At 67.3% G+C, this 26,875-nt stretch carries 31 protein-coding genes; 18 read left to right on the top strand and 13 right to left on the bottom strand.

Features of this window, described 5'->3' with window-relative positions:
* Positions 1-12 precede the first annotated feature (12 nt).
* Both ALI144C_RS27035 and zapE read right to left on the bottom strand, forming a co-directional pair.
* Entirely contained in the window at positions 13-978 is a 966-nt protein-coding gene (locus tag ALI144C_RS27035; protein WP_076990081.1) for an ABC transporter substrate-binding protein, read from the bottom strand.
* 407 nt (positions 979-1,385) lie between these two features.
* Entirely contained in the window at positions 1,386-2,417 is a 1,032-nt protein-coding gene (gene zapE, locus ALI144C_RS27030; RefSeq protein WP_076989955.1) for a cell division protein ZapE, read from the bottom strand.
* A 24-nt stretch (positions 2,418-2,441) separates the two neighbouring features.
* Between zapE and ALI144C_RS27025 the strand changes: the two genes are divergently transcribed.
* From ALI144C_RS27025 to ALI144C_RS27015, 3 genes are read left to right on the top strand one after another with little or no spacing between them, the layout of a single operon-like run.
* A complete protein-coding gene (locus ALI144C_RS27025; protein ID WP_076989954.1) occupies positions 2,442-3,179 on the top strand; it encodes a pyrimidine reductase family protein in 738 nt (245 codons plus the stop codon).
* 24 nt (positions 3,180-3,203) lie between these two features.
* A complete protein-coding gene (locus ALI144C_RS27020) occupies positions 3,204-4,256 on the top strand; it encodes an ATP-dependent DNA ligase (protein ID WP_076990080.1) in 1,053 nt (350 codons plus the stop codon).
* Between the two features lie 29 nt (positions 4,257-4,285).
* Positions 4,286-5,269, top strand: a complete 984-nt coding sequence (locus ALI144C_RS27015) for an LLM class flavin-dependent oxidoreductase (protein ID WP_143230884.1) — start codon at positions 4,286-4,288, stop codon at positions 5,267-5,269.
* On the opposite strand, the gene ALI144C_RS27010 is transcribed toward ALI144C_RS27015, so the two are convergent.
* Complete coding sequence (locus tag ALI144C_RS27010) at positions 5,266-5,979, bottom strand: S1 family peptidase (RefSeq protein ID WP_076989953.1); 714 nt, start codon at positions 5,977-5,979, stop codon at positions 5,266-5,268. The genes ALI144C_RS27015 and ALI144C_RS27010 overlap by 4 nt on opposite strands.
* 87 nt (positions 5,980-6,066) lie before the next feature.
* A complete protein-coding gene (locus tag ALI144C_RS27005; protein WP_237774324.1) occupies positions 6,067-7,620 on the bottom strand; it encodes an alpha/beta fold hydrolase in 1,554 nt (517 codons plus the stop codon).
* Between the two features lie 105 nt (positions 7,621-7,725).
* On the opposite strand from ALI144C_RS27005, the gene ALI144C_RS27000 reads away from it, so the two are divergent.
* The gene (locus tag ALI144C_RS27000; protein WP_076990077.1) at positions 7,726-8,637 is read left to right on the top strand and encodes an EamA family transporter; all 912 of its coding nucleotides are present in this window, start codon (positions 7,726-7,728) and stop codon (positions 8,635-8,637) included.
* Here ALI144C_RS27000 and ALI144C_RS26995 read toward each other — a convergent pair.
* The 5 genes from ALI144C_RS26995 to ALI144C_RS54675 all read right to left on the bottom strand — a co-directional run bounded on the left by ALI144C_RS26995 (position 8,634) and on the right by ALI144C_RS54675 (position 13,493).
* A complete protein-coding gene (locus ALI144C_RS26995) occupies positions 8,634-10,238 on the bottom strand; it encodes a PPE domain-containing protein (RefSeq protein WP_076989952.1) in 1,605 nt (534 codons plus the stop codon). The genes ALI144C_RS27000 and ALI144C_RS26995 overlap by 4 nt on opposite strands.
* Before the next feature lie 7 nt (positions 10,239-10,245).
* Positions 10,246-10,863 (bottom strand): DUF3558 family protein, encoded by a 618-nt coding sequence (locus ALI144C_RS26990; RefSeq protein ID WP_076989951.1) that lies wholly within the window; start codon positions 10,861-10,863, stop codon positions 10,246-10,248.
* A 12-nt stretch (positions 10,864-10,875) separates the two neighbouring features.
* On the bottom strand, positions 10,876-11,286 hold the full coding sequence (locus ALI144C_RS26985) for a hypothetical protein (protein WP_076989950.1): 411 nt from the start codon (positions 11,284-11,286) through the stop codon (positions 10,876-10,878).
* Positions 11,287-11,409: 123 nt separating this feature from the next.
* Entirely contained in the window at positions 11,410-12,552 is a 1,143-nt protein-coding gene (locus tag ALI144C_RS26980) for an outer membrane protein assembly factor BamB family protein (RefSeq protein ID WP_076989949.1), read from the bottom strand.
* Positions 12,553-12,665: 113 nt separating this feature from the next.
* A complete protein-coding gene (locus ALI144C_RS54675) occupies positions 12,666-13,493 on the bottom strand; it encodes a helix-turn-helix domain-containing protein (protein ID WP_076989948.1) in 828 nt (275 codons plus the stop codon).
* Positions 13,494-13,664: 171 nt separating this feature from the next.
* On the opposite strand from ALI144C_RS54675, the gene ALI144C_RS26970 reads away from it, so the two are divergent.
* Together ALI144C_RS26970 and ALI144C_RS54670 are read left to right on the top strand one after the other, a co-directional pair.
* Complete coding sequence (locus ALI144C_RS26970; protein WP_083753411.1) at positions 13,665-14,471, top strand: helix-turn-helix domain-containing protein; 807 nt, start codon at positions 13,665-13,667, stop codon at positions 14,469-14,471.
* Complete coding sequence (locus tag ALI144C_RS54670; RefSeq protein WP_143230882.1) at positions 14,468-14,626, top strand: DUF397 domain-containing protein; 159 nt, start codon at positions 14,468-14,470, stop codon at positions 14,624-14,626. The genes ALI144C_RS26970 and ALI144C_RS54670 overlap by 4 nt, the downstream gene beginning before the upstream one ends.
* Here the strand turns inward: ALI144C_RS54670 and ALI144C_RS26960 are convergent.
* Positions 14,623-15,237 carry a DUF6319 family protein gene (locus ALI144C_RS26960; RefSeq protein ID WP_076989946.1) on the bottom strand — a complete coding sequence of 205 codons (615 nt, stop codon included), beginning with the start codon at positions 15,235-15,237 and terminating at the stop codon, positions 14,623-14,625. The two genes, ALI144C_RS54670 and ALI144C_RS26960, sit on opposite strands and share 4 nt — an antisense overlap.
* Before the next feature lie 5 nt (positions 15,238-15,242).
* Positions 15,243-15,461, bottom strand: a complete 219-nt coding sequence (locus ALI144C_RS26955; RefSeq protein ID WP_330359614.1) for a hypothetical protein — start codon at positions 15,459-15,461, stop codon at positions 15,243-15,245.
* A 39-nt stretch (positions 15,462-15,500) separates the two neighbouring features.
* On the opposite strand from ALI144C_RS26955, the gene ALI144C_RS26950 reads away from it, so the two are divergent.
* Both ALI144C_RS26950 and ALI144C_RS26945 read left to right on the top strand, forming a co-directional pair.
* Positions 15,501-16,493: a PHP domain-containing protein gene (locus ALI144C_RS26950; protein ID WP_076989945.1), complete on the top strand. Its 993-nt coding sequence runs from the start codon at positions 15,501-15,503 to the stop codon at positions 16,491-16,493.
* Between the two features lie 79 nt (positions 16,494-16,572).
* Positions 16,573-17,310, top strand: coding sequence for a class I SAM-dependent methyltransferase (locus ALI144C_RS26945; RefSeq protein WP_076989944.1), 738 nt, complete (start codon positions 16,573-16,575; stop codon positions 17,308-17,310).
* A 47-nt stretch (positions 17,311-17,357) separates the two neighbouring features.
* Here the strand turns inward: ALI144C_RS26945 and ALI144C_RS26940 are convergent, their stop codons facing one another.
* The gene (locus ALI144C_RS26940) at positions 17,358-18,296 is read right to left on the bottom strand and encodes an ABC transporter substrate-binding protein (RefSeq protein WP_168211357.1); all 939 of its coding nucleotides are present in this window, start codon (positions 18,294-18,296) and stop codon (positions 17,358-17,360) included.
* A 337-nt stretch (positions 18,297-18,633) separates the two neighbouring features.
* On the opposite strand from ALI144C_RS26940, the gene ALI144C_RS26935 reads away from it, so the two are divergent.
* From ALI144C_RS26935 to ALI144C_RS26925, 3 genes are read left to right on the top strand one after another with little or no spacing between them, the layout of a single operon-like run.
* Entirely contained in the window at positions 18,634-18,894 is a 261-nt protein-coding gene (locus ALI144C_RS26935; protein ID WP_076989942.1) for a Prokaryotic metallothionein, read from the top strand.
* A 25-nt stretch (positions 18,895-18,919) separates the two neighbouring features.
* Complete coding sequence (locus ALI144C_RS26930; RefSeq protein WP_237774323.1) at positions 18,920-19,723, top strand: SAM-dependent methyltransferase; 804 nt, start codon at positions 18,920-18,922, stop codon at positions 19,721-19,723.
* Between the two features lie 37 nt (positions 19,724-19,760).
* Entirely contained in the window at positions 19,761-20,567 is an 807-nt protein-coding gene (locus ALI144C_RS26925) for an SAM-dependent methyltransferase (RefSeq protein ID WP_076989940.1), read from the top strand.
* A 7-nt stretch (positions 20,568-20,574) separates the two neighbouring features.
* On the opposite strand, the gene ligD is transcribed toward ALI144C_RS26925, so the two are convergent.
* A complete protein-coding gene (gene ligD / locus ALI144C_RS26920; protein WP_076989939.1) occupies positions 20,575-21,579 on the bottom strand; it encodes a non-homologous end-joining DNA ligase in 1,005 nt (334 codons plus the stop codon).
* Positions 21,580-21,663: 84 nt separating this feature from the next.
* Here ligD and hisS point away from each other — a divergent pair, with 84 nt between their 5' ends.
* The 7 genes from hisS (at position 21,664) to ALI144C_RS26885 (ending at position 26,866) form a co-directional block, all read left to right on the top strand.
* Positions 21,664-22,926 (top strand): histidine--tRNA ligase, encoded by a 1,263-nt coding sequence (gene hisS, locus ALI144C_RS26915; RefSeq protein WP_076990076.1) that lies wholly within the window; start codon positions 21,664-21,666, stop codon positions 22,924-22,926.
* Between the two features lie 18 nt (positions 22,927-22,944).
* Positions 22,945-23,238 carry a hypothetical protein gene (locus ALI144C_RS26910; RefSeq protein WP_076990075.1) on the top strand — a complete coding sequence of 98 codons (294 nt, stop codon included), beginning with the start codon at positions 22,945-22,947 and terminating at the stop codon, positions 23,236-23,238.
* A gap of 19 nt (positions 23,239-23,257) precedes the next feature.
* Positions 23,258-23,698: a peptide-methionine (R)-S-oxide reductase MsrB gene (gene msrB, locus ALI144C_RS26905; RefSeq protein ID WP_076989938.1), complete on the top strand. Its 441-nt coding sequence runs from the start codon at positions 23,258-23,260 to the stop codon at positions 23,696-23,698.
* A gap of 116 nt (positions 23,699-23,814) precedes the next feature.
* Positions 23,815-24,675, top strand: coding sequence for a TIGR04222 domain-containing membrane protein (locus ALI144C_RS26900; protein ID WP_076989937.1), 861 nt, complete (start codon positions 23,815-23,817; stop codon positions 24,673-24,675).
* A 75-nt stretch (positions 24,676-24,750) separates the two neighbouring features.
* The gene (locus tag ALI144C_RS26895; RefSeq protein ID WP_076989936.1) at positions 24,751-25,641 is read left to right on the top strand and encodes a TIGR04222 domain-containing membrane protein; all 891 of its coding nucleotides are present in this window, start codon (positions 24,751-24,753) and stop codon (positions 25,639-25,641) included.
* A gap of 63 nt (positions 25,642-25,704) precedes the next feature.
* Entirely contained in the window at positions 25,705-26,499 is a 795-nt protein-coding gene (locus ALI144C_RS26890; protein ID WP_076989935.1) for a DUF692 domain-containing protein, read from the top strand.
* 19 nt (positions 26,500-26,518) lie between these two features.
* On the top strand, positions 26,519-26,866 hold the full coding sequence (locus ALI144C_RS26885) for a hypothetical protein (protein ID WP_076989934.1): 348 nt from the start codon (positions 26,519-26,521) through the stop codon (positions 26,864-26,866).
* Positions 26,867-26,875 lie beyond the last annotated feature (9 nt).

Here is a 26,875-nt window from a genome sequence, read left to right as displayed (position 1 = left end):
CACAGCAGTGGCTCAGGATGGCGGGTTGATGCTCGCCATCCGAGTGTTGACTTCGATCTTCTGGGTCATGAACTGCTGCTCGAGCATCAGGTCGGCCACCCGCTGCGGCCGGATGGCCAACGTCGTGCTGGGGTAGTTGCCGATGCTCATCAGCTGCGCCACGTTCTTGCTGACCGAGATGTACTCCGGCAGCACGTTCTCCACCAGCGACCGGTCGAGCGCACGCTGCTGCGCCTCGGCGAGCGCGAGTTGGAACGCGCGGACCGTGTTGGGGTTCTTGCGTGCGAAGCTGCGCGCGCACGCGTACCCGGACTGGGGGAAGTCCGCTGTGGGGCCGACAGCCGTGTCGGCGAACAACACACACCCCGCTTCCAGCTGCGAGCGTGTCATGTACGGCTCGACCATCCAGGCCGCCGCGACCTCGCCGTTGCGCACGGCGTCGGCGAGCGTGTCGAACGGCTTCTCCACGTACTTGATGTCCGTCGGCTTCATTCCGCTGGTACGTAACAAACTGTTGGTCAGCAGCACGCCCAGCCCGCGCAGGTTGTTGACTCCGACCGGCTTGGTGGCCAGGTCGGATATCGTGCGCATCCGGGTCTGCGAATTCGCGACGAGTCCGGTGCACCGCGGCGCCGCCTGGTAGGCCTCGCCGAGCACGACCCAGTCCGCGCCGTCGGTGATGTTGAGGAAGATGGTGACCCAGCTGTCGAAGGCCACGTCGGCCTGGCCGCCGACCTCGAGGTCCGGTCGCTGGTCGCCGGTGAGCTCCATGGCGACGAACTTCGGGTTCAGGCCGTACTTGGCGAAGATCCCCTCGCGCTGGGCCACGAACAGCGGGGCGGTGTCGGTCACCTTCAACACACCCAGCCGGATCTCCGGGATCTCGGGCGCCGGGTTGGCGGGCGTCGACGAGGACGAGTCGGTGCAGGCGCTCAGCGCGAAGGCACCCATACCCGCGAGCAGTGTTCGGCGGCTCATCGTGCTGGTTTGCCGCACGGTTTCCAAGGACCGTCTCACCACGCGTTCCTCAATTTTCTGCGACCCCCTCGAATACCGCCAGTCTACGGGCGTGCCCGGACCTTAAACGACAGGCTAACCACCTGTAACCCACTATCGGATGGAGCCAACCGGCACACGCATTGTGGTCCGAGAGTACTAACACACCAACATCAGCAAGCGCAACAGAATCCCGTTCGCGCATGTCAGACCCGCAAGTTGATCTACGTTGGAAACTTTCCACTGTTATTGACCATAACGAAACCGATCAACTGGCACGGTCAATCGAGTGACCAATCGAACACTCTCGGAGTTATTCGGTGATCAGTTTTTGCTATACGGAGAATCCCGTATTGTCACGGATTAGCAAAGCCGCCATACCGGTATCATCACCGGCCGAAAGCAGTACCGGCGTCGCGCGCGAGAGCGGTCAGCCTGCTGATCGAACGAAGGTACTTCTTGCGGTAACCGCCACGCAGCATCTCGTCGGTGTACAAGGAGGACAACGAGTCCCCTGACACCGCGACCGGCACCGCGCGGTCGTACAACCGGTCCGCCAGCGCGACCATGCGCAACGCCACGTCCTGGTCCGGCACCGCGTGCAGACCCTTGATGTGCACCGCGGGCACATCGGAGACCAGCTTGCCGTAGCGCGACGGGTGCAGCTTGGCCAGATGCGCGCACAGCTCGTCGAAATCATCCACCGTGGAGCCGGGGACCGCGGCGGCGCGCGCGTCGATCTCCGCATCGGTCAACGGATCCGGCGCGTCGGGCAGACCGCGGTGCCGATAGTCCGGGCCGTCCACACGCACCACGGTGAACCGCGCGGACAGGGCACGGATCTCCCTGATGAAGTCGTCGGCGGCGAACCGGCCCTCGCCGAGCTTGTCCGGCAACGTGTTCGAGGTCGCGGCCACGTGCACACCCGCGTCGGTCAGCTCGGTCAGCAGCCGGGTGACCAGCGTCGTGTCGCCGGGGTCGTCCAACTCGAACTCGTCGATGGCCAGCAGCCGGTGCGTGGACAGCCGCCGCACGGCCTCAGCGAAGCCAAGCGCGCCAACGAGGTGCGTGATCTCGACGAACGTGCCGTACGACTTCTCGACCGACGGCACGGCATGCCAGACGGACGCCAGCAGGTGCGTCTTGCCGACGCCGAACCCGCCGTCCAGGTACAGGCCCGGCGCCGGGTCGGGCACGCGCTTGCTGAAGATCCGGTTGAACAGGCCCTGCGTGGCGACGGGGCCGATGCCACTGGCGAACCGCTGCCCCGCGGCCACGGCCGCCGCCTGCGTCGGCTCGGCGGGGTTGGGCACGTAGGTGTCGAACCTGACGTCCACGAACCTCGGTGGCGGCACCAGAGCGGCGACCAGCTCCGCCGCCTCGATCTCCGGATGGCGGTCTACCAGGCGTGGAGCGGACATGCCCGGCATGGTCTCATTGCACCCGTGCAGACCCTCTGGCCGGACCCCGGCACCAGTGAGCTGAACGACACCGCGCTGGAAGCGCTCTACGACTACCCCGCGGACCTCGACCGGCCCTTCGTCCAGGTGAACTTCGTGTCCAGCCTGGACGGCGCGGTGACCGTGTCCGGCAGATCCGCCGGGCTGTCCGGACCGGGCGACCAGAAGGTCTTCCACACGCAGCGCGACCTCGCCGACGTGATCATGGTCGGCGCGACGACCGCGTTGATCGAGCGCTACCAGGGCCTCAAGCCCAAGGAAGTCCGCACCGAACGCCGCGAACGGCTCGGCCTCGCGCCGCTGCCGCCCGTCGCGGTCGTCACGGGGAAGTGCTCGATCTCCCCGGACTCGCCGCTGATCACCGAAGCAGCCGTGCCGACGATCGTGCTCACCGCCGAGGCCGCCCCACGACGTGCCGCGCTGGCCGACGCGGGCGCGGATGTCGTCGTCGTCGGCGACGAGCACGTCGACCTGAAGCTGGCGGTCGCCGAACTCGGCCGCCGTGGGCTCAACCGGGTCAACTGCGAGGGCGGGCCGCGGCTGTTCGGCGGGATGATCGCCGACGACCTGGTCGACCAGCTCAACCTGACGCTGTCGCCCCTGCTCACCGCGGGCGACTCCGGCCGGATCGCCAGCGGGCCGGTGCTGGCCGGGACCAGGCGCATGAAGCTCGCGGCGGCGTTGCGGGATGACGACTTCCTGATGCTGGCCTATCGTCGCTGAGTGCTGACTCCACCGGTCAAACCCATGCTCGCCAAGGCGGCGGGCGCGATCCCCGACGGTGCCGACCTGATCTTCGAACCGAAGTGGGACGGGTTCCGCTGCCTGGTGTTCCGCGACGGCGACGACGTCGTGCTGCAGTCCCGCTCGTCGAAGCCGCTCAACAGGTACTTCCCCGAAGTGGTCGAGCGGCTGACCCAGGGCCTGCCCTCCGGCGTCGTGCTCGACGGCGAACTGGTCGTCGGCCGGGACGGGCGCCTCGACTTCGACGCGCTGTCCGAGCGGATCCACCCGGCGGCCAGCCGCGTGACCATGCTCGCCGAGACCACACCGGCCACGTTCGTGGCGTTCGACGTGCTGCAGGTGCCCGCCGGTGAAGTGCTCGACGAGCCAGGGGTCAAGCGCCGCGAGATCCTCCAGGAGCTGGTCGCGGGCACCGACGCGGTCAGCCTCACCCCGGCGACCCAGGACGCGGACCTGGCCAGGGAGTGGTTCACGCTCTTCGAAGGCGCCGGGCTCGACGGTGTGATCGGCAAACCCGCGCAGGGTCCGTACACACCGGACAAACGGACCATGCTGAAGTACAAGCACTCCCGCACCGCGGACTGCGTCGTGGCGGGGATCCGCTGGTACAAGGACACCGAACCGGGCACCGCCGTCGGTTCGCTGCTGCTGGGCCTCTACGACGACAAAGGAACCCTGCACAGCGTCGGCGTGGTCGGGTCGTTCCCGGCCGAGCGGCGCAGGGAACTGGCCGCCGAACTGGCGTACCTCATCCCCGACGGCGCCGAAGGCCACCCGTGGACGGGCGAGATCGCCGAGGGCACAAGGGTTCCCGGCGAGATCAACCGGTGGCGCAGCGCACAGGCCGAGTGGGTGCCGTTCCGGCTGGAGCGCGTGGTCGAAGTGGGCTACGAGCACACCGAAGGCGGCTACCCCAGCCGGTTCCGGCACACCGCGCAGTTCAAACGGTGGCGCCCGGACCGCGAGCCGTCCTCGTGCGACTACTCGCAGCTGGAGGAGCCCGCCCGGTACGACCTGGACGCCGTGCTGCGCGGCGAGGTCCGCACCCGGGAATAAAGCGGAGCCTGCCACCGGTTAGTCCGGGTATGGCCATTCCTTACTCGGTACTCGACCTCGCCACCGTCGGTGAGGGCACCACGTCCGCCCAGGCGCTGCGCGACTCCATCGAGCTCGCCCGGCGCACCGAAGAGCTGGGGTACCACCGGTACTGGGTGGCCGAGCACCACAACATGCCCGGCGTCGCCAGCTCGGCGCCCGCCGTGCTGATCGCGCACCTGGCGTCGGCCACGTCGAGCATCCGCGTCGGCTCCGGTGGCGTCATGCTGCCCAACCACGCGCCGCTCGTGGTCGCCGAGCAGTTCGGCATGCTCGAAGCACTGCACCCCGGCCGGATCGACCTCGGGCTCGGCCGCGCACCCGGCACCGACCCGCGCACGGCGCACGCGCTGCGCCGGTCCCCGCAGCCGCTGTCGGCCGACGACTTCCCCGAGCAGCTCGGCGAGCTGATCTCGTACTTCCGCGGCGAGGCCGAGGGAATCGCCGCCGTGCCCGCCGCGGGCAACCAGCCGCCGGTCTGGCTGCTCGGCTCAAGTGGTTACAGCGCACAGCTTTCCGGGATGCTCGGGTTGCCGTTCGCGTTCGCCCACCATTTCAGCGCGCAGAACACGTTGCCCGCGCTGGCCCTGTACCGGCAGAACTTCCGGCCGTCGGCCGTGCTGGACAAGCCGTACGCGATGGTCGCCGCCGGGGTCATCTGCGCCGACACCGACGAACAGGCCGCCTATGTGGCCGGTCCCGGCGCGTTGTCGTTCCTCAAGCTGCGATCCGGGCGCCCCGGGCTGATCGCCACGCCGGAGGAAGCCGCGGCGTACCCGTACACCGACGTCGAACGGCTCATCGTCGAGGAGCGGCTGTCGACGCAGATCGTCGGCAGCCCGTCGACCGTCGAACGCGGCATCGAGAAGCTGCTGTCCGAGACCGAGGCCGACGAGCTGATGATCACCACCATGGTGCACTCCGCCACCGACCGGCTGCGCTCGTACGAACTCGTCGCCGGACTGCGGTCCTAGACCCCGGTGTGCTGGCGGATCCAGGTGCGCAGGTAGGGCACGTCGACGTGGATGGACGGAGCAGCCCCGCAGGTGGGAGTGCCACGGCCTGTCCGGCTGTACACACCGATCAGCTGCAATGCACCGGAAACGTGCTTGGCCAGCGGGTTGCCGCTGTCACCGCTGCACGGACCCGTGTTGCCCTTGTTGTCGACGCAGATCTCGCTCGGCGGGCGGATACCGCCGCCCGCGCACCGGCTGTCCTCGACGATCGTGCTGGTCAACTGGTGCAGCATGAGTGGCTCGACGCAGGAGCCCGTCGGGCAGGTCCGGCCCCATCCGAGCATCACGACGGGAGTACCGACGGGACCTGACTCGGTCGCGATCGGAATCGGCCGGTGGGTGACCGTGGTCGCCAACCTGAGCAGTTCGATGTCCTCGCTGGGATGCCGGATGGTCTGGGCCACCTGTGTCACTGTGCCGCCGCTGGTGCGGTTCAGGCTGCCGATCCGCACCTGAACCGGCGTGCCGCAGTGCGCGGCGGTGACGACCCACTTCGACGCGATGAGCGCGCCACCGCAGATGTGCCGACCGCCGGACCCTTGTACCGAGACCACGAACGGGTGTGGCTGGCCGACCTGTGTGCCTCCGATGATGGCCGACGCCGTCGCGGGCAGGGCGACCAACGCCAGAGAGGTGGTCAAGAGCAGAAGCAGCAAACGCTTTCGCATGCGATGTCCTCCCCTTGTATAGAGACCCGATGCCGGGTCCGTCACCCAAAGTAGGGGGAACCGCCGCCGCGGAGAACCGCCTTTCGCCTACGGTGGGCAGGCGGTGCCCGCCGCGGGCACCTTGCCGTCGCCCAGGAACCCCCGCACCGCGTCCGTGGCGCAGGGCGACAGACCCAGCGCGCCGTGCCCCGCGCCCTGCCACGAGATCAGCACCGCGCTCGGCAGTTGCTGCGCACTGCGCTGCGTGCCTGGCTGCGGCGTCACCGGGTCGCTGGCCGTGCTCAACACCACGATCGGCGGCAGGCCACGGCCGCTGAGCGACAACGGCGGCTGGGCCGCGACGGACCAAGCGCTGCACAGCACGAGGTTCTGCGCCATCACGCCACCGAACAACGGATACCTGGTGCGCCACTCCTTGCCCGTGCTGTTGAGGCGTTCCAACGCGAGCCTGGTCTTGGTGTCGTTGCAGCCGGTCACCAGCGCGATGTCCAACGCGGTCGGCTGTTCCCTGCTGTCTTCCACGAGCGGCTTGACGTACTTGCTCAACGGGGCACCGTCATTGTCCCGTGCCTTGGCGATCGCGTCGGCCAGCGCGGGCCAGCCCGACCGGTTGGCCAAGCCCGTGAGCACCGCACGGGTCGCGCTGCCTGCCGTGAGCCCGGCGTCGGGCGACGGGATCGGGCTGGCGCGCAGCTTGCGGATCAGGTCGAGGAACGTCTGCTTCGGATCCGGGCCGAGCGCACAGGTGCGGGCCACGCAGTCCTTGGCGAACTCGGCGAACGCGGCCTCCGCGCCGGTCGCGACGCCTTCCATCGTGACCAGCGAGTCGCCGCTGGGATCGGGCAGGCCGTCGAACACCATCCGGCCGACCCGGTCGGGGAACCGGTCGCCGTAGACGCCGAGCACCCGCGACCCCTCACCGACACCGATCGCGCTCAGCCGCTGCAGGCCCAACGCCTCGCGGACCTTCTCCAGGTCGGCGGCGGTGCGCCAGGTGTCCATCGCGTACAGCCGGTTCTCCAGGCTGATGATGCACTGCTGACCGGCCTGGCGGACCACGTCGAGCAGGTCCTCGAGGTCCTCGGACGCCGGGTCGGCGTTGACGATGTCCATCCGGATGTCGTCCTCGATGCACCGGACCGGCTCGGAACTGCCCGACCCCCGGCGGTCGACCCCGATCAGCGAGAACTTGGTGAGGAACTCCGGTGGCAGGCTCGCGGCCAGCCGCGCGGCCTTGACCGTGCCCGGCTCCCCCTGCACATCGCTGACCACCACGATGGGCGCCCGGCCAGTGCCTGCCTTGAGGACAGTCAGCCGCAGCGGGGTGCGACCGGGCATACTCGGCGAGTCCACCACGGTCTGGACGCGAGCGCACTGCACGGGCTGGTCGGGAACGCCGTAGGTGCTCATCCGGGTCTTGACGACCGCGTCACAGTCGCCCCATGTCACGCTGGACCGAGTCGGCTCCTCCAGCGGTGGGACGGGCAGCTGCGCGGCACTGGGCGATGGCGGCGCCGACTGGTCGATCGGGCCGTCGTTGACCACGATCGCGGGGCGCTGCGACGGCGCTGCCGTGCACGCGGTGGTGATGGAGGCAACCGCCGCGAGCAGCACAATCCCCCGTCGCGCCATGGTGCCCATGACCTACACCCTCGCACGGAGTTCGTGAGGACTCCGTGAGGGTCAGCGGTCCCACGTGCTGGAAATCATGTGACGCCCGCCGGGCCGATCGTCGACTATCCGGATATGGCCACCATGCACGTCGACCGAGCCGGACGCGGCCCGTTCCCCCGTTTCAACCTGGTCGCGTTGGCCGGTCGGACCATAGGCGCGATCCCGCCGACCGCCCAGATCCTGGTCGGCATCATCAGCGTGCAGGTGGGCGCGGCACTGGCCAAGAACCTGTTCGGCGCGATCGGCAGCCTGGGCACGGTGGCGGTGCGGCTGTTCTTCGCCGCAGCGGTGCTGATGCTGTGGTGGCGGCCGTCGGTGCGGATGGACCGTCGCAGTTGGGCAGTGGTGCTCGGCTTCGGCGTGGTTCTCGGCGTGATGAACCTGTGCTTCTACCTGGCGCTGGCCCGGATCCCGCTCGGGATCGCGGTGACCATCGAGTTCCTCGGGCCGCTCGCGGTGGCGTTGGCGGGGTCGAGGCGCTGGCTGGACGCGTTGTGGGCGGTGCTCGCGGCAGGAGGCGTGGTCCTGCTGATGGAAGGGCGGGGAGACCTCAACCTCGCCGGGTTCCTGTTCGCACTGGCGGCGGGAGCGTGCTGGGGCCTGTACATCCTGCTGAGCGCGTCGCTGGGCAAGCACACCTCGGAAGGCAACGGCCTGGCGTTGGGCATGACGGTCGCGGCGCTGGTAGCCGTGCCATTCGGCGTGGCAGAGGGCGGAACAGCGCTGTTCCAGCCATGGGTGCTGGTTGTGGGGCTTGGCGTGGCGCTGTTGTCGTCGGTGATCCCGTACTCGCTGGAACTGGAAGCATTGCGCAAGATCCCACCGCGCGTGTTCGGCATCCTGATGAGCCTCGAACCAGCGGTAGCGGCCGTCATAGGCCTGGTTGTGCTGCAGGAGTCCCTGCACATGATGCAGTGGGTCGCGGTGCTGTGCGTGGTGGCCGCTTCGGCGGGCGCCACCCGTGGCGCCCGCCCAGACGTCTAACCGCCGATAACGGGCGGAGCGGTCATCTCATCGGTGCCGAACATGCTGTCCGGGTCAGGCTCGACGAGGTATGAGGGGCGCTGGTGCTCCTCGTCCTCCCCGCCTTCGCCGCGGGCACCGCCCATGCCACCCATACCGCCCATACCCGCGGCGCCAGGACGGCCAGCGGCCCCACCACGTCCTCCGCCAGCGGCAGCCTGCTCAGCGGCAAGACCACCAACACCCGCGGCGTTGCCACCAGGCCCAAAACCACCCTTCGGCCCAGGACCACCGGCCCCCGTACCGGTCCCGGTGCCGCCGGGGTTGTAGCCACCGCCACCACGACCGCCACCGCCACCACCGCCGCCACCACCGCCGGGCCCGAAACCGCCGCCGCCGGGAGGAGGCATGAAACCAGGAGTCATGCCGCTGGTGGACGAGTCGTAACCGGAGTTGTTGCCGAAGTTGTTGCCACGGCCGCCGGGGCCAGGGATGTAGCCCTGACCACTGGTGCCGCTGCCAGGGCCACCGCCCGGCTTGACCCCACCGCCCGTGCCCGTACCGATACCTGGCCCAGGCCGACCGCCGCCAGGACCACCACCAGGGCCGCCGCCGGGTCCACCACCAGGACCAATGCCAGGGCCGCCACCGGGCCCACCACCCGGGCCCCCACCAGGACCGCCGCCCGGCCCGCCACCAGGACCACCGCCCGGCCCACCACCAGGACCGTTCGGGTCATCCTTGCCCGGAGGCCTGGGCGGCGGAGGAGGGGGAGGCGGCGGAGGCGTCGAACCCCCGCTCATCGTGGGCGGAGCCGCGAACGCAGGCATCGTGCTCGCACCACCGAGGGTGCTGTCATACGTGCCCACGACCTGCACGGCCTGTTCCTTGGCCTCCTGCTGCTTGTTGTACTTGGCCATGTAGGTCACGTACTTGGTCATGTACGAGAACGGGTCCGTCGTGCGATCCAGATCCGCGTTCGCCTTGTCCACATCGAAGTCGACCGGCGGCGGCATGTTGTTCTTGGCCGTTTCGAGAGCCGCGCTGTACTGCTGGGTCTGCGTTCCCGCGAGCTGCGCGCTCACGCCCGCCTTACCGACCCAGTTGCCCACGTCCGTCATGAACTGCCGGGCCTTCTCGGCCGCCGTGCCGCGCCACTCCGTCTGGCTGTCGCCGATGGCCTTGACGACATCCGTCTGGAACTCGACCATGTTGTTGCCCGCGTCAAGCCACTTCGCGCCGACCTTGCCGACCTGCCCGGGGTCCACACCCTCTTTGACCATCGTCTCGAGCTGCTGGTGCTCGTAGCTCTGGTAGTTCGTGCACTGCATCATCGGCGGCTGACGCGTCTGCACCCCTTGTTGCAGGGCGGCAGCCTGATCCCGCATCTGCTGGTCGACACGTTCCTGCACGGTGCCTTCCCGTGAGATCTCCGAGAAGATCTTGTCCCACCAGCTCTGATCACGGATCTCCTGGTCGACTTGACCTTCGACCTGCGTCTGCACCTGACCGCGCTTGTCCGACGTCCCCTGCATCTCGACGCCGTGGGTGTCGCCCCGGTGGTTCGACGGGTGGTAGGCCGTCGCTATTTCCGGGTTCTGCTCCGCGTGCCTCGGTGCCATGATCTACTCAGCTCCCACCTGGCAGTTTGGGTTCGACAGCCTTGGCCACCTGTTCCGCCACCTGGCATGCCTTCTTCGTGTCGTTCCCCGACGCGGCTGTCGCGTCGACGCGAGAGGTTTCGGTGACGAAAAGTCCTACGTTGCACTGAGCACCGAACAAGTACTGCACCGCGCGGTGCTTACCGATATCGGGCAGCTTTTTCACTTGCCCCGTGGTGCTTACGTCCTTGACGCCGCGCGAATCGAAAACATTCACCTGGATCGAGAAACTACCTTGGTCCAGCGAATTCCAGGCACAACCTCTGGCGGAATTGTCCAGCCCTTCATGGGTCTTGCCGGAACCTACCCCGAGCGATGTCGCGTCAGCGGAGGTGATCAGCTTGCACGGGTCCAGATCAGCCACAGGGCTGTCACCAGGGGATTGTGAAGAGGACGACTTCCCGGAACCACCCCCGCTGCCCGGGATGGTGGGCCGGCTCGACGCCGAAGGCGTGTCTTCTGGCGTTGGAGACCCGTCGGTTTCACTCTTACATGCGGTCAAGCTCGCCGCCAAAGCAACAAGAGTCGCAGTTGCCAGCACCGAGTTCTTCACTGAACGCCTCACCTGTTCACTGTTCTTCCGCATGGGCAGTTGACTTCACACCGACTCAATACGCCCGAGTGCGGCCTGGTTGGCCTGCTCGGTGGCCTCGTAGTTGGCCATGGCCTTGTTGATAGCTTCTTCAGCTTTGGCCAAAGATTCGTGGAACTGAGCAAGTTGCGTCAGGAAACCTCGCTCGTCGATGGCCACCTGCTGAGCGTAGGGCGCGATCACCTTCGCAGCGTTGGTGCTCCCCAGCGGCATCTGCTGGGCCAAGAAGGCGAGGCTGTTCTGCTGCTGGTTCGCCCATTCACGCATCGTTCTTATGGCGCCGAGCAGGGCATCCCCGCCGGATTTGCTGACCTCGAAGGCGCCGCTGGCGGCCAAGCCTGCGAACTGGTCCATGCTCGCGCCGATGGAGTCCCAGCCGAATGCGCCCTGGCCGCTTGCGTCAACGTCTTCGTACATGTCGATCCCCTCGTCCAGCCTCCCCGAGCCACGGTATCAAGGGGTGACGTGGCCCGTCTTGACTGTGACGGAACTGGGGCCCGGTTGGTTCCGGCGACCTGCTGATTCACCCGTTCAGGCGGGTCAGCCCATGGTGTATATCAGCGGCAGGAACGTGCTGTGGCCGTTGTGGATCGCGTAGGCACGGCCGTCGGCCCAGACGAAGCGGTAGTCCTCCAGCACGCTCGTGCCATCGTGGGGTGGCGAGGGGATGATCGAAGCGACCGAGCCGTCAGTGAGGCTGAACCGTATGAGGCCGACATCGGCGGCCATGACCACCGTCGAGCCCTCAACGGCGACAGGCATGACGATACGAGCGTTCTCGGCATGGGATTCCCAGCGACGTTGGCCTGTCGCGAGGTCATAGGCGACCACCCTGTTCGGCCCGCCCGGATAAGGCACGGTCACGGTGACCAACGTCTGATCCACGACCAGAGTCCTGAACTGACGGATGCCCCCTTCCGTATTCGGTGGTCCGAGGCTGGTCATGGCCAGGTCGGACCCGGTTCCCGTGATGCGGTGCGCGACCTCGAATGTCGGCGAGAGGACGAGGTAGTCCGCGACTCCGGCTGTCTCGTTGTCCAGCACCCAGAGGATCGGCGGCGAGGTCGAGACGAGGCGGCCAGCCATGATCGCGAGACCCGCAGTGGCCTTGGCGTGATCCTTGACCGTTGTCAACCGCCCAGTAGCGCTCACCGAAGCAATAGAAAGATCGGGCAGACCTGGCCCGAGGCAACGAGCGACGAGGTGCAACGACGTCATCGACAGGACCGAGCAGCGGCCCGTGTCGTGCCTCAACGCGATCTTGGACTGTTGCACACCATCGGACATGCGGTGGGTCGACAGGAAGTCGTCCCATCCGACGTGCAGCAGATCACCGTGGATGTCGAGGTACGCCTCATTGGGAGCGCCGTTGATGCCCTCACGCGGGTCACCGATCGCCGTGTGCCACCCGAGCTTGCCGGTGTCCACATCCACCACAGCTGCGTGTGTGCAGTCAACGAACCGGTCATGCGTTTCACTGCCATAGGCCAAGGCAATCCTGCCGCCAACGACGGTCGGGGTCGCCCCGCAGAACAACGGCACACCCGCAACGTCCGTAGGTGGCTCGACGGCCCACTGCTGCGCACCACTGGCCCGCGAGTAGCTGATCACATATCCATCCGTGGCCACGATCAGGGAGTCGCGGTACGCCCACGCGTGCAGCAGGTTTCCCCATGCGGGCATATCCCTGTGAGACAACGACCACGAAGACAGGGCATTCGACATGGGATCCCCCTTCACCACAGTGCTGCAACTGACTGCCAAGGCCGCGACGAGCACGTACATCCAGCGGCGCTTCATCGGTGACCGACGAGCATTTGGTGGAGCATGGCCGCCGAGTCGATTGGGCTCAATGCATGCCTCGCCACATGGTCGAGCACTTGTTTGATGGTTGAGACATGCCCCGGCGCTTGGGCTTCCGCCAAACCGAAGTGGGTCTCGGTGAACACGGTGTCGGGCTCCTTGCCGTCGTCGAAAGTCAGCAGGATCGCCGATCCGCGCTGGCCGAGGTGCATTCCACGGCACTGCGGCACGATCTGGAACGTGACGTTCGGCAGCTGTGAGCATTCCGCCAAGTGAGCAAGCTGCTCCTCGTCGACGCCCTGGTGAAGCGTGGGTTCGTGCACCAACGCACGTAGGCGGAGCGGGCGTTCTACCGAGAACAACCGTTCCTTCTGGTGCATCCGCAACGCCACCAGGTCGTTGCGGGCCGCGCGGTTGGTTACTGCCGTCGCCAGGGACTTGTGCGCATAGGCCGCGGTCTGCAGCAACGTGGGCAAGAAGCCGAGTTGGAACTCGGTCTTCGCCACGGCACGGTCCTCCATGCGCAAGTAGTCGTTGTCGAGCTTGGTGTAGCGACGCCACCAACTCGGCTGCTTGGCGAGTTCCCAGAGATCCAGGTACTGCCGCGTTTCGGCGCAGGCCACGCCGTAGACGTCGAGCAGCAGCGCCAGCTCGTGATACGAGGGCATTTGGAAGAGCTCGATGCGGCTCAGCTTCTTCAGGTCGACGTGTGCTCGCAGTCCCGCCTCACCGAGGGTGAGTCCCGCTTCGACCCGAAGTCTTCTCAGTTCTCGCTGCAACTGCCTTCCGTAGTAGTTCTGCTCGGCTCGATCCCCGGCCATAGCTCCCTCACCTTGACGATCATGAATGCGACAGTCGCGCAACGCTCTCATGTCGCGCGACAGTTACGCAATGTATCGATCGGGCGAAGACTTGTCGCACGAAGTTACCTCTAGGATGCAGGGGTGGGAGTTTCCAGTCCCGGTCTGCCGCGAGCGCGGACATTGGGCGCAGTGCTGAGACAGGCGCGCAAGTCCTCGGGCTTGAGCATGCGAGATGTCGCGCCACAGATCGGTTTGGCGCATTCCACGATCGGGCGGTGGGAGAGCGGCGACATCTTGCCCACTGCCGCAGATGTCGCGGCCCTGCTTGACGTGTTGAAAATCGATCAGGCCGATCGCGACAAGATCATGGCCTTGGCGCAAGACTCGGACAACACGGCCTGGCTGGCTTCCGGCCCGGCGCCCTACGGTGTGTCACAGTCAATGGCTGGGATGCTGGAGTGCGAGCGCACTGCGCAACACATCACCTATTGGTCTCCACTAGTCATCCCGGGCGTGTTGCAGACCAGCGACTACGCCCGCTCGATATTCAGCCAGAGTACTCTGTCGCCATCCAAAATCCAGACGCTGGTGACGCTGCGGATGGGGCGCCGAGACGTCTTCATGCGCGCAGACCCGGCCGAACTGGTCGTCCTGATCGGTGAGCAGGCCATCCACAGTGGCATCGGCGGACCACCGGTCATGCGCGATCAACTCCGGCACTTGCACGCCATGAGCAAACTAGATGCCATCACCGTGCAGCTTGTGCGCATGACCGGCGAATGGCACCCAGGGTTCGTTGGACCGTTCGTGCTCTACAAATTCGGCTTCCAGCCCACCGTCGTTCACATCGAGCATCTTCAGAGCGGCGTGTTCCTTGTCGACGACGAGGACATCACCGCCTACGAGTCCGCAGTGGATGCGATCCGCCAGTGTGTGATGGGGCCCGAGGAGTCAATGGACCACGTAGCCTCCGTTCTCGCCACACTGGAGGCATGACCGAGAACGAGTGGCGCAAGAGCAGCCACAGCCACCAAGCCACCGACTGTGTCGAGGTTGATCGGCATCTTCGGCGGGTGCGCGACAGCAAGAACCCGTCCGCCGTCCTGACCGTCGACGTCCGTTCCTTAGTCGCGCACCTGCGAACCGCCTAAGTCAACTCGTTCAGCGCTCGCCTGGCGGCGTCCAGCTCGGCCTGCAGGAACGCGATCCGTTCCTCGTGCTGCTGCCGCGCCGCCGCCATCACCGCGCTGATCGCTTCTTCCACCTGGTTCGGCAGCTCTTTCGCGATCTTGTGGATCGCCGCCGCCTGGATCGGCATCGAGCGCACGCTCCGCTTCTTGCCCACCACCACGTCCACGGTCCAGTCGCCGCGTGGTGTGGAGTGGAGTGTCACCGTCACTTCGGCGGGCGGCACGGTGCGACGGCGGGGCGCGGCCTTCTTCTTCTCGGCCGGTGCCGCTGGCTCCGGTTGGTAGATCTGCTCGGCCGCGGGCTCGGCTACTGGCGGCGGCGAGGGCTTCTTCGGTGCCGGACGCTGTTTCGGACGGGTCAGGGTCAGTTCCGCCTTCGAGAACGACAGGGTGTCCTGGGAGCCCGTTGGCTTCACTTCTATGAAGTCGCCCTCCGCCGGGTTCGCGAAGGACACCACTTTCCCCGCTTTCCCCGGGTCCACGCCCACTGCCCGTCCTGTGAACCACACTGTTGGGGGCTTGCCTTTTTCCAGCGCGTCACGCAGTTGGGTGATGTCGTTGTCGGAGAGCATGGGCCTTACTCTGCACCACCGCGCAACCGGTACTCGCAGCCGTACTCCACCGCGTAGTGCAGGTCGTAGTGGTGCACGATCTTCGGCCCTCCGTGCAGGTGCACGTGGGTCACCGTTTCCTTCAACGTCGCGGGCAGCTCCGACAGCGTGTCCACGCGTCCGTCCAGCGGTCCGCCGACGTAACGCACGACGTAGTCCTGCGACATCGGCTCTCCCTCCACCATGTGCACTCGATCCATCGTACTAAGGACCATGATGTACGCATGGATCCTGCGAAAGCACTCCGGCAGATCGGGTTCTACCTCGAACGCAAGGGTGAACCCACGTTCAAGGTCCAGGCCTTCCGGAAAGCCGCGGCCATAGTGGACGGCCTGTCCGACGACGAGGTCCGGCTGCGCGCCCGACGCGGCACGCTCACGCAGCTGCCGGGCATCGGGAAGTCGACGGCGGGTGTCATCAGCGATGCCGTCGCCGGCCGCCAGCCCGACTACCTCGGCAGGCTCATCGAGGAGGCGACAATTCCCGTCGCTGGTGGGCATGCGTTGCGTGCCGCGCTCAAAGGCGACTGCCACACGCACTCCGAGTGGTCCGACGGCGGCAGCACCATCCGTGAGATGGCCGAGGCGGCACGGGACATCGGCCACGAGTGGATGGCGTTGACCGACCACTCCCCCAGCCTCACCGTCGCCAACGGCCTCACCGCGGACCGGCTACGCCGCCAGCTCGACATCGTCGCCGAGCTCAACGAGGAGCTCGCGCCGTTCCGCGTCCTTACCGGTATCGAGGTCGACATCCTCCTCGACGGCGCACTCGACCAGGACGAGGATCTGCTTGCGGAGCTGGACATCGTCGTCGCCAGCGTGCATTCCAAGCTGCGCATGCCGTCCGCCGAGATGACCCGGCGGATGATCAGGGCCGTCGGCAACCCGCTTGTCACCATCCTCGGTCACTGCACAGGTCGGATGCGCACCGCGAAACGCGATCGGCCCGAGTCGACTTTCGACGCGAAGGCGGTCTTCGAGGCGTGCCGGGACAACGGTGTCGCGGTCGAGATCAACTCACGGCCCGAACGGCTCGACCCGCCGAAGCGGTTGTTGCGGATGGCCGTGGAGATCGGCTGCGAGTTCGCCATCGACAGCGACGCGCACGCACCCGGTCAACTCGATTGGCTGCCGCACGGCTGTGAACGCGCCGAAGCGTGCGGTGTACCCGTCGAACGCGTCATCAACGCGCGGTCGAATCCAACGACCAAATAGGGCGATCGGCCGTACCGGCGGTGATCGAAACAGCGCTAGCCTCGATGTGCTTTTCGCCACCGACTGGAGGACTCCCCGAATGACGGCTCAGCCCGGATTGGTTTTCGGTGCCGATCCCGCCCACTACGACCAGCACCGCCCCGCCGTGCCGGAACTCGCCGCGGATTGGCTGCTGCCCGCGGACCCCGGTGTTGTCGTCGACGTCGGCGCCGGTACCGGCCACATGACCCGGATTCTGCTGAAACGGGCAGGCCGGGTGATCGCGGTCGACCCGGATCCGCAGATGGTCGCATGGCTGCGGGAAAAGTTCCCCGGCGCTTCCGTGCACGTCGGCAGTTCGGAGGATCTACCCGTTGCGGACGCCCACGCCGACGCCGTTGTTTCCAGCAACGCGTGGCATTGGTTCGATCCGCCCAAAGCGGGCGCGGAAGCCGCGCGGTGCCTGAAACCCGGTGGCGTTCTCGGTGTTTCGTGGCACGACCGCGGCGACAGCGACCTGTGGCTCGACGAAGTGCAGAACGTGATCCTGTCGGCGCACATACCCGGCCAGCCGGTGCAATGGCTACAGCTGCCGCCGGAACTGCCGTTCGGGCCGATCGAGAAACACGTCGTCGACTACGAACGCGAGATGACGCCGGACGAGATCTGCGCGATGCACTTCACCTACAGCGCGACGATCTCGTTACCGGACGATGAACGCGCTGCCCTGCTTGGAAAACTGCGTGACCACCTGGCCGGGCACGCGGCGCGGCGCGGGACGCCGACGCTCGCGATCCCGTTCGTGGCCACGCTGTACCGCACGCACCGCCTGGGCTGACGCCGGACAAGTGCCGGGGAGCCCGCGCTCCCCGGCGCCCCGACTGTCTACTGGGGATCGGTCACCATCGTGCGCATGTCGAGGTCGGTGCCCTTCGGCAGCTCGCCGGTCTCCTTCATCAGGTCGACCACTCGCTGGAAGCGGCGGGCGTCCGTGCTGGACGAGAACACCGGCATCGTCATCAGCGAAGCCACATTCGGCGGCACACCGACGTACTTGACCACCGCGGCCTCGACGGTGCCGCGATCCTGCGCGTCCTGGACCGCCTTGGCCATCGCTCGCTGGAAGGCCGCGAGCGTCTTCGGGTTCTTCTCGACGAAGTCCCTTTTCGCGATCCAGCCGGACGTCGGGAAGTCCGCGGTCGACCCGCTGAACGGCGACAGCAGCTTGGAGACGCCTTTGGCCTGCAACGTCTGGGTGAGGAACGGCTCGTTCATGATCGCCGCCTGGATGTCGTTGCGCTCCAGCGCCGCGGGCATGTCGGCGAACGGCATGGAGAAGTACTGCTCGTTGGTGATGATGACGCCGTTGATCGCCATCTGCGACCGCAGCGCCAGTTCACCGATCCCGCCCTTCGAGCTGACGCCGATCTTCTTGCCGATCAGGTCCTTCACGGTCCTGACCGCCCCGTCCTTCGCCACGACGAGCAGGAACAGGTTCTCCGTCGTGGTCATGGCGTCCGCGACGATCTTGATGTCGTTCTTGCCCTTCACCACCGCCGCGATCGCGGGCGGGTAGCTGGTCAGTCCGATGTCGATGGACCCGCCGATCACGTTGTCGACGTTCACCGAGCCCTTCCCGCCGGTGGTCAGCTCCACGTTCAGGCCTTCGGCCTTGAAATGCCCCTTGTCCACCGCGAGGCGAATCGGCGCGCTGTCGATGATCTTGAGGTCGGCGACCTTGATCGTCGGTTTCTCCAGATCACCGCCGCCCTGCGGTGTTTCGGCGGATCCACCGAGTGCCGCACAGCTCGCTGTTGCCGTCACCAGCGCCATTGTCAAGGCGGTAACGACAAGTCGTTTCCGACGCATGCGAAGTTTGTCCTCTCCCAAGTGCTTCCGTAGCGCAGCACCGCGTTGCTCGAGTAGCGCCGAAGGTTAGTGGCAGACGTTTGCATTGAAAGCCGCCAAATGCAGTACCTACATCGTCTTCTTCTGTGCCAATTTCTGACGGTACACAAAATCGACAATATAAAGTCAGACGATATACAACATTTCCTATCTGCTGCACAGTGGATCGCGCGCGCCCGGACGGTTCTGTCACCCGTTCGAGTCCCGAGTTGCCGCTGCCCCGCCCCCGTCGCACGCTCAGCGCATGCATGAGATGGCCAGGTGCGACGTCTGCGGAAACGACTACTGGATGGCGTTCGAAGTGCGGACCGTCAGCGGCGACGTGTACACGTTCGACAGTTTCGAGTGCGCCATCCAGAAGCTGGCGCCGCGGTGCGAACACTGCGAATGCCGGATACTCGGACACGGTGTCGAGGTCGAGGGCCGCTTCTTCTGCTGCGCCCACTGCGCCAGGCAGGGCGCGAGCGGCCTCGGCGGCCAGATCAGGGACACCGTGGGCGCGCTGCCTGGCTGACGGCCTCTCTGGCAGGATGCGCGGGGTGGATTTCCCGCACATCGACAGCACCAGGCCGAGCGTTGCCCGTGTCTACGACGCTGGATTGGGCGGCAAGGACAACTACGAGGTCGACCGCGAAGTGCTGCGGGCGATCGACGCCGCTGTCCCGAACCACGCGATCGTCGCACGCGACAACCGAGACTGGCTGATCAGGGTCACGCGTTACCTCGCGGGCCAGGTCGGTATCTCGCAGTTCCTCGACCTCGGCTCCGGCCTGCCGACAGCCGAGAACACCCACCAGGTCGCGCAGCGGGTCAACCCCGAGGCGACGGTGGTGTACGTGGACAACGACCCGATGGTGCTCGCACACGGCCGTGCGCTGCTGGAGGAGAACGACCGCACGCACTTCATCTCGACGGACCTGACCAAGCCGCAAGAGGTGTTCGCGAACTCCGACGTGGTGCGCTACCTGGACTTCGCCGAGCCGGTGGCGCTCTACCAGATCGGCGTGCTGCACCACGTCAAGGACACCGACGAGGTCCGCGAGATCATGCGCCAGTACATCGAGCGGCTGGCGCCCGGTTCGTACGTCGCGATCAGCCATTTCCACAACCCGGGTGGCGAGGACGGGCCCGCCGCCGAGGACCTGGAGCGGGTGATGTCCGACGGCCCGATGGGCAGCGGTTACTTCCGCAGCCGGGCGGACATCGAGTCGTTCTTCGGCGACCTCGAGCTCGTGCCACCTGGACTGGTGCTCGCCCCGCGGTGGTGGCCGGACGGTCCACAGGTGAAACCGCTCATCACGCCCCAGCGCCTGTTCCTCGCCGGGCTGGGGCGCAAGGTGTGACCCCGACAAAGACCGGCGGTTCTGGCAGGATGTCGCGATGGACTTACCGCAGATCGACATCACCAAGCCGAGCATCGCACGCGTGTACGACGCCGGACTGGGCGGCAAGGACAACTACGAGGTCGATCGCGCGATCCTGAACGCCATCCTGGAGCAGTCGCCGGACGCCATGCTCGCGGCGCGGGACAACCGCGAGTGGCTGATCCGGGTCACCCGGTTCCTCGCGGGCGAGGCGAAGATCAGCCAGTTCCTCGACCTCGGCTCCGGCCTGCCGACGGCGGAGAACACCCACCAGGTCGCGCAGCGGCTCAACTCCGACGCGACGGTCGTCTACGTGGACAACGACCCGATCGTGCTCGCACACGGCCGCGCCCTGCTCGCCGAGAACGAGCAGACGCATTTCGTCGCGGGTGACCTGACCGATGCGCCCGCACTGCTCGAGCGGTCGGACATCGACCGCTACCTCGACTTCTCCCAACCGGTCGCGCTGTACCAGATCGGCACGCTGCACCACTGCGCCGACCCGGAAGCCATCCGCGAGTTCATGCGGGTGTACGTGGACGCGCTCGCGCCGGGGTCCTACGTGGCCATCAGCCATTTCTTCGACCCGGGCAGCGGCGAGGACAGCGAGTCGGCGCAGCGCACACAGCGGCTGCTCACCAACAGCCCGATGGGCAGCGGGTTCTTCCGCCTGCGGGAGGAGATCGAGTCCTTCTTCGCCGGTCTCGACCTGGTCGAGCCGGGCATCGTCGCGGCGGCCGAGTGGTGGCCGGACGGGCCGAGGGTGCGGCCCCTCGTCCGGCCGCAGCGCCTGATCGTCGCGGGCCTGGCCCGCAAGCCCTGACCCACCGCTAGTCGGTGTCGGGCCGGGCCCTCGACGGCTGAACCCGCTTGGGCTCTCCCGGCATCTTGGGGTAGTCCGGCGGGTAGGGCATCTCGCCGCGAGGGTCGCTCGAGTACAGCTCGAGCAGCGACTCGATGCCGAACACCTCCGCGTCGATGTCGGCGTGCGCGTCCCCTTGCGAGGCAAGCAAATCCGGCACGGTGAAGATGTCGAAGTCGTCCGGGTCCACATCGGACAACTGGTCCCACGTCAACGGCATCGACACCGTGGCGCGCGGGGTGCCGCGCACCGACCACGCCGACGCGATCGTCCGGTCCCGCGCGGCCTGGTTGAAGTCGAGGAACACGCGCTCGCCGCGCTCCTCCTTCCACCACGCCGTGGTGGCCAGGTCGGGGATCCGGCGCTCCACCTCGCGCGCGAGGCCGATCACCGCGTGCCGCACGTCGATGAAGTCCCATTCCGGCCGGATCCGGACCAGTACGTGGATGCCGCGTCCGCCGGAGGTCTTGGGGTAGCCGGTCAACCCGTTGTCCACCAGCACTTCCCGCAGCACCCCGGCGACCTTCACCGCGTCGGCGAAGTCCGTGCCCGGCTGCGGGTCGAGGTCCACGCGCAACTCGTCCGGGTGGTCCACCTCCGGCGTGCGCACCGGCCACGGGTGGAAGTCGAACGTGCCCAGGTTGGACGCCCACGGGATCACCGCCGGTTCGGTCGGGCAGATCTCGTCGGCGGTCCGGCCGGACGGGAACTTGATCGTCGCGGTCCGCACCCAGTCGGGCGCCCCCTTGGGCACGCGCTTCTGGTAGAACCACTCGCCGGTCACGCCGTCGACGTACCGTTTCAGGGTTGTCGGCCTGTCCCGCAACGCCTTGATCAGCGGCTCGGCCACCGAGATGTAGTACTCGACCACCTGGCGCTTGGTGATCTCGCGTTCGGGGAAGTACACCTTGTCCGGATTGGACACGCGAATGGTCCGATCACCGACCGGGAGCTCGACAGCCTTCGAAGCCATGGGGCAACCCTAGTGACAAATGCAGTGGCACGCGCCCGGTAGTTTTGGAGAACGCATCCGACTCGATGAGGACTACCGGTGAAGATGGACAACAGCCCCGCAAGGGGCACTCGTGACCTGCTGCCCGCGACCGTCGCCGTGCGCGATCATGTCCTGGCCCGGATCGCCGAGGTCTACCACCGGTACGGCTACCAGCGCATCGAGACGCCCGCGCTGGAGGACATCGCGCGGCTGACCGGCGGCCAGGGCGGCGAGAACGAGAAGCTGATCTTCAAGATCCTCCGCCGCGGCCTGACCGAGCTGCCCGCGAGCGTCGACGAGCTGGCGGACCTCGGCCTGCGGTTCGACCTGACGGTCCCGCTGACCCGGTTCTACGGCAACAACCACGCCGCTTTGCCGACGCCGTTCCGGTCGTTCCAGATCGGCCCGGTCTGGCGGGCCGAGCGGCCGCAGAAGGACCGCTACCGCCAGTTCTACCAGTGCGACATCGACGTGATCGGCGAGGAGTCGGTGCTGGCCGAGGCCGAGCTGATCGAGGCGACGACGGAGGCGCTGGAAGCCGTCGGTCTGCCCGGCACGACCGTGCGCCTGTCGGACCGCCGGTTCCTGTCCGCCCTCGCCGAAGGCGCCGGAGTCGCGCCCGAGGCGCAAGGCGCGTTCTTCATCACCCTGGACAAGCTGGACAAGATCGGCTGGGACGGGGTGCGCAAGGAGCTGACCGAGCGGGCCGGGTTCAGCCCTGAGCAGGCGGACGGCGTCCAGACGGCCATCACGGCGTTGCAGGGCCTCGACCCGGCCAAACTGGCCGACCAGCTCACCGACGCCGTGCCGAATCTGCCGGAGGGCGTCGCGGCCGACCTGGTGGCGACCACGACCGCGCTCGCCGACCTGGCCGCGACCCGGGAGATCGGGTGGGAGTTCGACCCGACGCTGGTCCGCGGGATGGGGTACTACACCGGGCAGATCTTCGAGGTCAGCCACCCGGGCACGAGCGCGTCGGTGGCCGGTGGCGGCCGCTACGACAAGCTGATCGGCCGCTCGCTGGGCAAGGACGTGCCTGCCTGTGGGTTCTCCATCGGTTTCGAGCGGATCGTGAACCTGCTCGACGCCGCTCCACGCACGGACGCGGTGGCCGTTCTGCACGAGGCCGACGTCACCCCGGCCGAGGTCCTGGCCGTGGCGCGGCGGCTGCGCGCGGAGGGTCGCCAGGTCACGGCGATCAAGCGGCGCGGCAAGTTCGGCGCGCAACTGGGCAGGCTGGAGGAATGGGGGTTCACCTCCATGGTGCACGTCCGCTCCGGCGAGGTGGCGGACGAGCGGGTTTTGGGGAGCCGGGAATCAAGCTGACCGGCTACCGTGTTGTACATGGCAGTGAGCGCGTCCCCTGATGAGCCCGCGTCACAGCGGTTTCGCGAGGACCTCGAGGGTCTTGACCCGCATGACCCCGAGGTGCGTGAGTTCGCGGCCCACCTCGACCGGATCGAGAAGAGCCGGTCGGGGTACACCGTGGAGGGATACCTCGGTGGCATCTCGGACTTCGCGGACTCCGCGAACCGCCTCGGCGGCCACTACCGGATGCTCGCCCTGCTCGTGATCGGCCTGATCCTGATCGGGGTGGGCGTCGCGGCGTGGGACGCGCTGGTGTTCATCCTGTCGTAGGTTCGGAGGCTAGGTGTCCATGAAGCCCGTTACCGGTGTCACGCCTCGCGTGGTCAAGTCCGACCAGGAGTGGCGGCAGGAGCTGTCCGCCGAGGAGTACGCGGTGCTCCGCGAGGCCGGGACAGAACGGCCCTTCACCGGTGAATACACCGACACGAAGACCGTCGGCGTGTACGCGTGCCGCGCATGCGGGGCGGAGCTGTTCCGCAGTACCACGAAATTCGATTCGCACTGCGGGTGGCCGTCGTTCTTCTCCCCGCTGGCCGGGGACAGCGTTATTCTTCGCGAGGACCGCGCACTCGGCATGGTCCGCGTGGAGGTGCTCTGTGCGACCTGTCACAGCCATCTCGGACACGTGTTCGAGGGTGAGGGCTACCCGACCCCCACTGACCAGCGGTACTGCATCAACAGCATCTCGCTGACGCTGCGCCCCGAAGAGGGCGGCGGCGCGGAAGCCTAAGTTACCCCCAACACAACCCTAAATCTTCGTCAAGGCGTCTTGCCGGGTGCCCGTTCGACGAAGAAAGTGGTGTCTCCACTTGATTTCCGGCTCTCTGGGGAGAGAGGGGGAAGATCATGGAAGACACCTGGGAAATACCAGGACCGACGTTCATCGGTATTTATCTGCTCGGGTTTTCCGTTGCTTTGCTGTTTTCGTTCGCTGTTCGAATCCTGACCCGTTCGGGTGCGGTGACCGCACCCGGCGGGTCGTTGACGGCGCTGGACCTGGCCTGCCTGACCGGGGGCAGGCGACGCGTGGTGGAGGCCGCGGTCGCCCAACTGGTCGAGACCGGCCAGCTGCGCGCGGCTCGCGACGGATACCTGGAGGTCGCCGGTCGGGCAGGGGGTACCAACCCGGTCGAGCGCACTGTTCTGGCCGACGTGGTGCGGCACGGCCGGAGGTCCGTCACGATGCTGACCCACCGGCTGGCCGGGTCCGACTCGGTCGGTGAGGTGGCAGCGGGTCTGGTGCGGGCGGGTTACCTCGTCGACCACGAGGTGGCCAGGCACCGCAAGCTGATCAGCGTGGTCCCGGTCGCCGCGGTGTTCGCCGCCGGTGTGGCGCGGTGGATGTCCGGGATCACGGCGGGACGGCCGATCGGTTGGCTGACGCTGGTGCTGATCGGGACGGGGCTGATCGGGTACGCGCTGTACCGGCACCCGATCTGCCCGAGGACGTTCGCCGGGGCCGACGCGGTGGGGACCGCGCCGGCCAGCAGACCGGTCGAACTGGTGGCCGTGGGCGGATTCGCGAGCCACCCCGACCAGCTCATCCGGGCCTCGCTGCTCGGTGGATCCGCACACGGGATCCACGCGGCCAGCGGGCTGGGCGGGGCGATGGTCGCGTCGGCGTGGTTGGCCGGCGATGGAGGCAGTACCGGAGGAGGAGACGCAGGGGGAAGCAGCGGCTGCGGGGGTGGCGGCTGCGGGGGGTAGGAAAAAGAATGAGGGAGACGGGTCGGCCCGGGGATCGTGATCCCCGGGCCGACCCGTACACAGAGGGGAGGGGCGATGAACCCCTGGGGTATTTCGGGTCCGGCGTTCTTATGGCTCTACGGCGGCGGCCTCGCGGTCGCCGTGATCGCGACGCTGTTGCTGCGCGGGCGGCTCCGGGCGGCGGGCGCGACGAACACACGGGATCCGCTGACGGTCGAGGAGACCGCGCTCCTCGCCGGTGGCCGGACCAGGATGGCCGAGTCGGCGATCGCGAACCTCGTCGACCACGGCGTGGTCCGCGTCGACCGCAGCGGGCGGCTGCACGCGGTACGGGGTTCGGTCCACAAGCCCGCGTCGACGTTGGAAGAGCGGCTGCTCAGGGACATCACTGCCCGCCCCGGCCGCATGGTGGACTACTACCAGCTCCGAGTCATGCGCCTGTCGGTGTTCGACGAGGTCGAGTCCGTGCTCGTGCGGCGCGGCCTGCTCGTCGATCACGTGGGACGTGGCACGGTGTTCCTCGCGGCCTCGCCGTTGGTCGTGCTGCTGGTAGTCGGCGTCGTACGAGCGGTCAACGGCGCGAATCTCGGCTCTCCGATCGGCTATCTGACATTGTTGCTCATCGTGACGTGTGTGGCGGCGGTGTTGGCCATGCGCCCGATCAAACGAGGCCCGACCGCAGCAGCGCGCAAGCTGTTGAAGCGTGCGGACACCGGCGGCAGCGGCGCGGCGGCGCTGGTCGCTCACCGCGGGATGGCCGCGTACCCTGATCCGCTGATCTCGAAGCTGTTCCCGGTGCGGCCGAAGGCCAGTTCGACACCACGTCGCCGCGGTGGATCCACCGGCGACGGGTCGACAGTGTTGGTCGGCGGCAGCAGCTGCGGGGGGAGCAGTAGCTGTGGAAGCAGTAGCAGCAGCGGCAGTAGCTGTGGAGGCGGCGGCGGTTGCGGCGGCGGCGGTTCCTGATGGTGGACTCCGCTTTCTCGGCGGCAGCGACAACACCCATATGCGGGTCAGGAGGCTGAGGCGGTGCGTGAACTCGGTGTGGGGATCGGGTGGCGATCGGAGATCGACATCACGGTCGAGCGGCTGCCCGGGGTGGACTTCGTCGAGGTCGTCGCGGAGAACCTGAATCCGGACCAGCTGCCGGAGTCCGTTGTGGTGCTTCGGGAACGTGGCACGCCCGTGCTGCCGCACGCGGTTTCGCTGTCGGTCGGCGGCGCGGAACCCGTTGACATGAAACGCGTCGAGCACCTGGCCAAGCTGGCGTACGTGCTCGACGCGCCGGTGGCCAGCGACCACGTTTGTTTCGTCCGCGCTGGCGGCCTCGACTCCGGGCACCTGATGCCGGTGCCGCGCACGAAGGAAGCGTTGGACGTCCTCGTGGAGAACGTGAAAGCGGTGCAGGCGAACTTGACCGTGCCGTTCGCGCTGGAGAACATCGCGGCGTTGCTGGAATGGCCGGACGCGGAGCTGACCGAGGCGCAGTTCCTCGCGGAGCTGACCGAACGCACCGGTTGTCTGTTGCTTGTGGACGTCGCGAACATGTACGCCAACGCCCGAAACCTCGGCCAGGACCCGGAAAAACTGCTCGACGACCTGCCGTTGGAACGCCTGGCGTACCTGCATGTCGCTGGCGGCGAGGAACACCACGGCGTCTACCACGACACGCACACGCACCCGGTGCTGCCGGAGGTGCTGGACCTGTTGTCGGAGTTGGTGAAACGCACCAGGCCGCCGGGTGTCCTGCTGGAGCGCGACGGCGACTACCCCACCGACGCCGAGCTGGCGGCCGAGCTCCAGGCGATCCGGGATCGGCTGTGACAGGGAAAGGGACGCCGCCATGACACAGCCGCAACGAGACCGGCTCGCCGAACAGCAGGCGCAGCTGCTGCGCGCCCTGCTGGCGGACGGCCCACCGCCACCGGGGTTCGACCCACGACGACTCGATGTGGAGGCGACCGCGCTGCGGTCGAAGCGGCGGCGGGTCGTCGCCATGATCCAGCCGGATGTGTGCACCGACCTCGAGGACAGATTCGTCCCGCTTTTCGCCGAGTACGCCCGAGCACATCCCAGAACGGTCGGGTCACGCGCGCGTGAGGACGCGGCCGGGTTCGTGGAATGGTTGCGGGAGAACGGGCACCTGCCGAGGGTGAAGTGGTGGCGCAGACGTGCAACGAAAAGCCGGTAGGCGCCGTCC

Source organism: Actinosynnema sp. ALI-1.44 (assembly GCF_001984155.1).
Classification (GTDB): Bacteria; Actinomycetota; Actinomycetes; order Mycobacteriales; family Pseudonocardiaceae; genus Kibdelosporangium.
The sequence above is the reverse complement of the archived record's forward strand: the minus strand, read 5'-3'. Positions and strand labels throughout refer to the sequence as shown.

Excerpts from the sequence above, each read along its gene's own strand:
- ALI144C_RS26885 (WP_076989934.1), top strand. The coding sequence starts at position 26,519 with ATGACACAGCCGCAACGAGACCGGCTCGCCGAACAGCAGGCGCAGCTG.
- ALI144C_RS27035 (WP_076990081.1), bottom strand. The coding sequence starts at position 978 with ATGAGCCGCCGAACACTGCTCGCGGGTATGGGTGCCTTCGCGCTGAGC.
- hisS (WP_076990076.1), top strand. The coding sequence starts at position 21,664 with ATGGACAACAGCCCCGCAAGGGGCACTCGTGACCTGCTGCCCGCGACC.
- ALI144C_RS26995 (WP_076989952.1), bottom strand. The coding sequence starts at position 10,238 with ATGGCACCGAGGCACGCGGAGCAGAACCCGGAAATAGCGACGGCCTAC.
- ALI144C_RS26935 (WP_076989942.1), top strand. The coding sequence starts at position 18,634 with ATGGCCAGGTGCGACGTCTGCGGAAACGACTACTGGATGGCGTTCGAA.
- ALI144C_RS26950 (WP_076989945.1), top strand. The coding sequence starts at position 15,501 with ATGGATCCTGCGAAAGCACTCCGGCAGATCGGGTTCTACCTCGAACGC.
- ALI144C_RS26900 (WP_076989937.1), top strand. The coding sequence starts at position 23,815 with ATGGAAGACACCTGGGAAATACCAGGACCGACGTTCATCGGTATTTAT.
- ALI144C_RS26910 (WP_076990075.1), top strand. The coding sequence starts at position 22,945 with ATGGCAGTGAGCGCGTCCCCTGATGAGCCCGCGTCACAGCGGTTTCGC.
- ALI144C_RS26990 (WP_076989951.1), bottom strand. The coding sequence starts at position 10,863 with ATGCGGAAGAACAGTGAACAGGTGAGGCGTTCAGTGAAGAACTCGGTG.
- zapE (WP_076989955.1), bottom strand. The coding sequence starts at position 2,417 with ATGTCCGCTCCACGCCTGGTAGACCGCCATCCGGAGATCGAGGCGGCG.
- ALI144C_RS27015 (WP_143230884.1), top strand. The coding sequence starts at position 4,286 with ATGGCCATTCCTTACTCGGTACTCGACCTCGCCACCGTCGGTGAGGGC.
- ALI144C_RS26985 (WP_076989950.1), bottom strand. The coding sequence starts at position 11,286 with ATGTACGAAGACGTTGACGCAAGCGGCCAGGGCGCATTCGGCTGGGAC.
- ALI144C_RS26945 (WP_076989944.1), top strand. The coding sequence starts at position 16,573 with ATGACGGCTCAGCCCGGATTGGTTTTCGGTGCCGATCCCGCCCACTAC.
- ALI144C_RS26895 (WP_076989936.1), top strand. The coding sequence starts at position 24,751 with ATGAACCCCTGGGGTATTTCGGGTCCGGCGTTCTTATGGCTCTACGGC.
- ALI144C_RS26960 (WP_076989946.1), bottom strand. The coding sequence starts at position 15,237 with ATGCTCTCCGACAACGACATCACCCAACTGCGTGACGCGCTGGAAAAA.
- ALI144C_RS27020 (WP_076990080.1), top strand. The coding sequence starts at position 3,204 with ATGCTCGCCAAGGCGGCGGGCGCGATCCCCGACGGTGCCGACCTGATC.
- ALI144C_RS26955 (WP_330359614.1), bottom strand. The coding sequence starts at position 15,461 with ATGGTGGAGGGAGAGCCGATGTCGCAGGACTACGTCGTGCGTTACGTC.
- msrB (WP_076989938.1), top strand. The coding sequence starts at position 23,258 with ATGAAGCCCGTTACCGGTGTCACGCCTCGCGTGGTCAAGTCCGACCAG.
- ALI144C_RS26980 (WP_076989949.1), bottom strand. The coding sequence starts at position 12,552 with ATGCCCGCATGGGGAAACCTGCTGCACGCGTGGGCGTACCGCGACTCC.
- ligD (WP_076989939.1), bottom strand. The coding sequence starts at position 21,579 with ATGGCTTCGAAGGCTGTCGAGCTCCCGGTCGGTGATCGGACCATTCGC.
- ALI144C_RS27010 (WP_076989953.1), bottom strand. The coding sequence starts at position 5,979 with ATGCGAAAGCGTTTGCTGCTTCTGCTCTTGACCACCTCTCTGGCGTTG.
- ALI144C_RS27005 (WP_237774324.1), bottom strand. The coding sequence starts at position 7,620 with ATGGGCACCATGGCGCGACGGGGGATTGTGCTGCTCGCGGCGGTTGCC.
- ALI144C_RS54675 (WP_076989948.1), bottom strand. The coding sequence starts at position 13,493 with ATGGCCGGGGATCGAGCCGAGCAGAACTACTACGGAAGGCAGTTGCAG.
- ALI144C_RS26925 (WP_076989940.1), top strand. The coding sequence starts at position 19,761 with ATGGACTTACCGCAGATCGACATCACCAAGCCGAGCATCGCACGCGTG.
- ALI144C_RS27000 (WP_076990077.1), top strand. The coding sequence starts at position 7,726 with ATGGCCACCATGCACGTCGACCGAGCCGGACGCGGCCCGTTCCCCCGT.
- ALI144C_RS54670 (WP_143230882.1), top strand. The coding sequence starts at position 14,468 with ATGACCGAGAACGAGTGGCGCAAGAGCAGCCACAGCCACCAAGCCACC.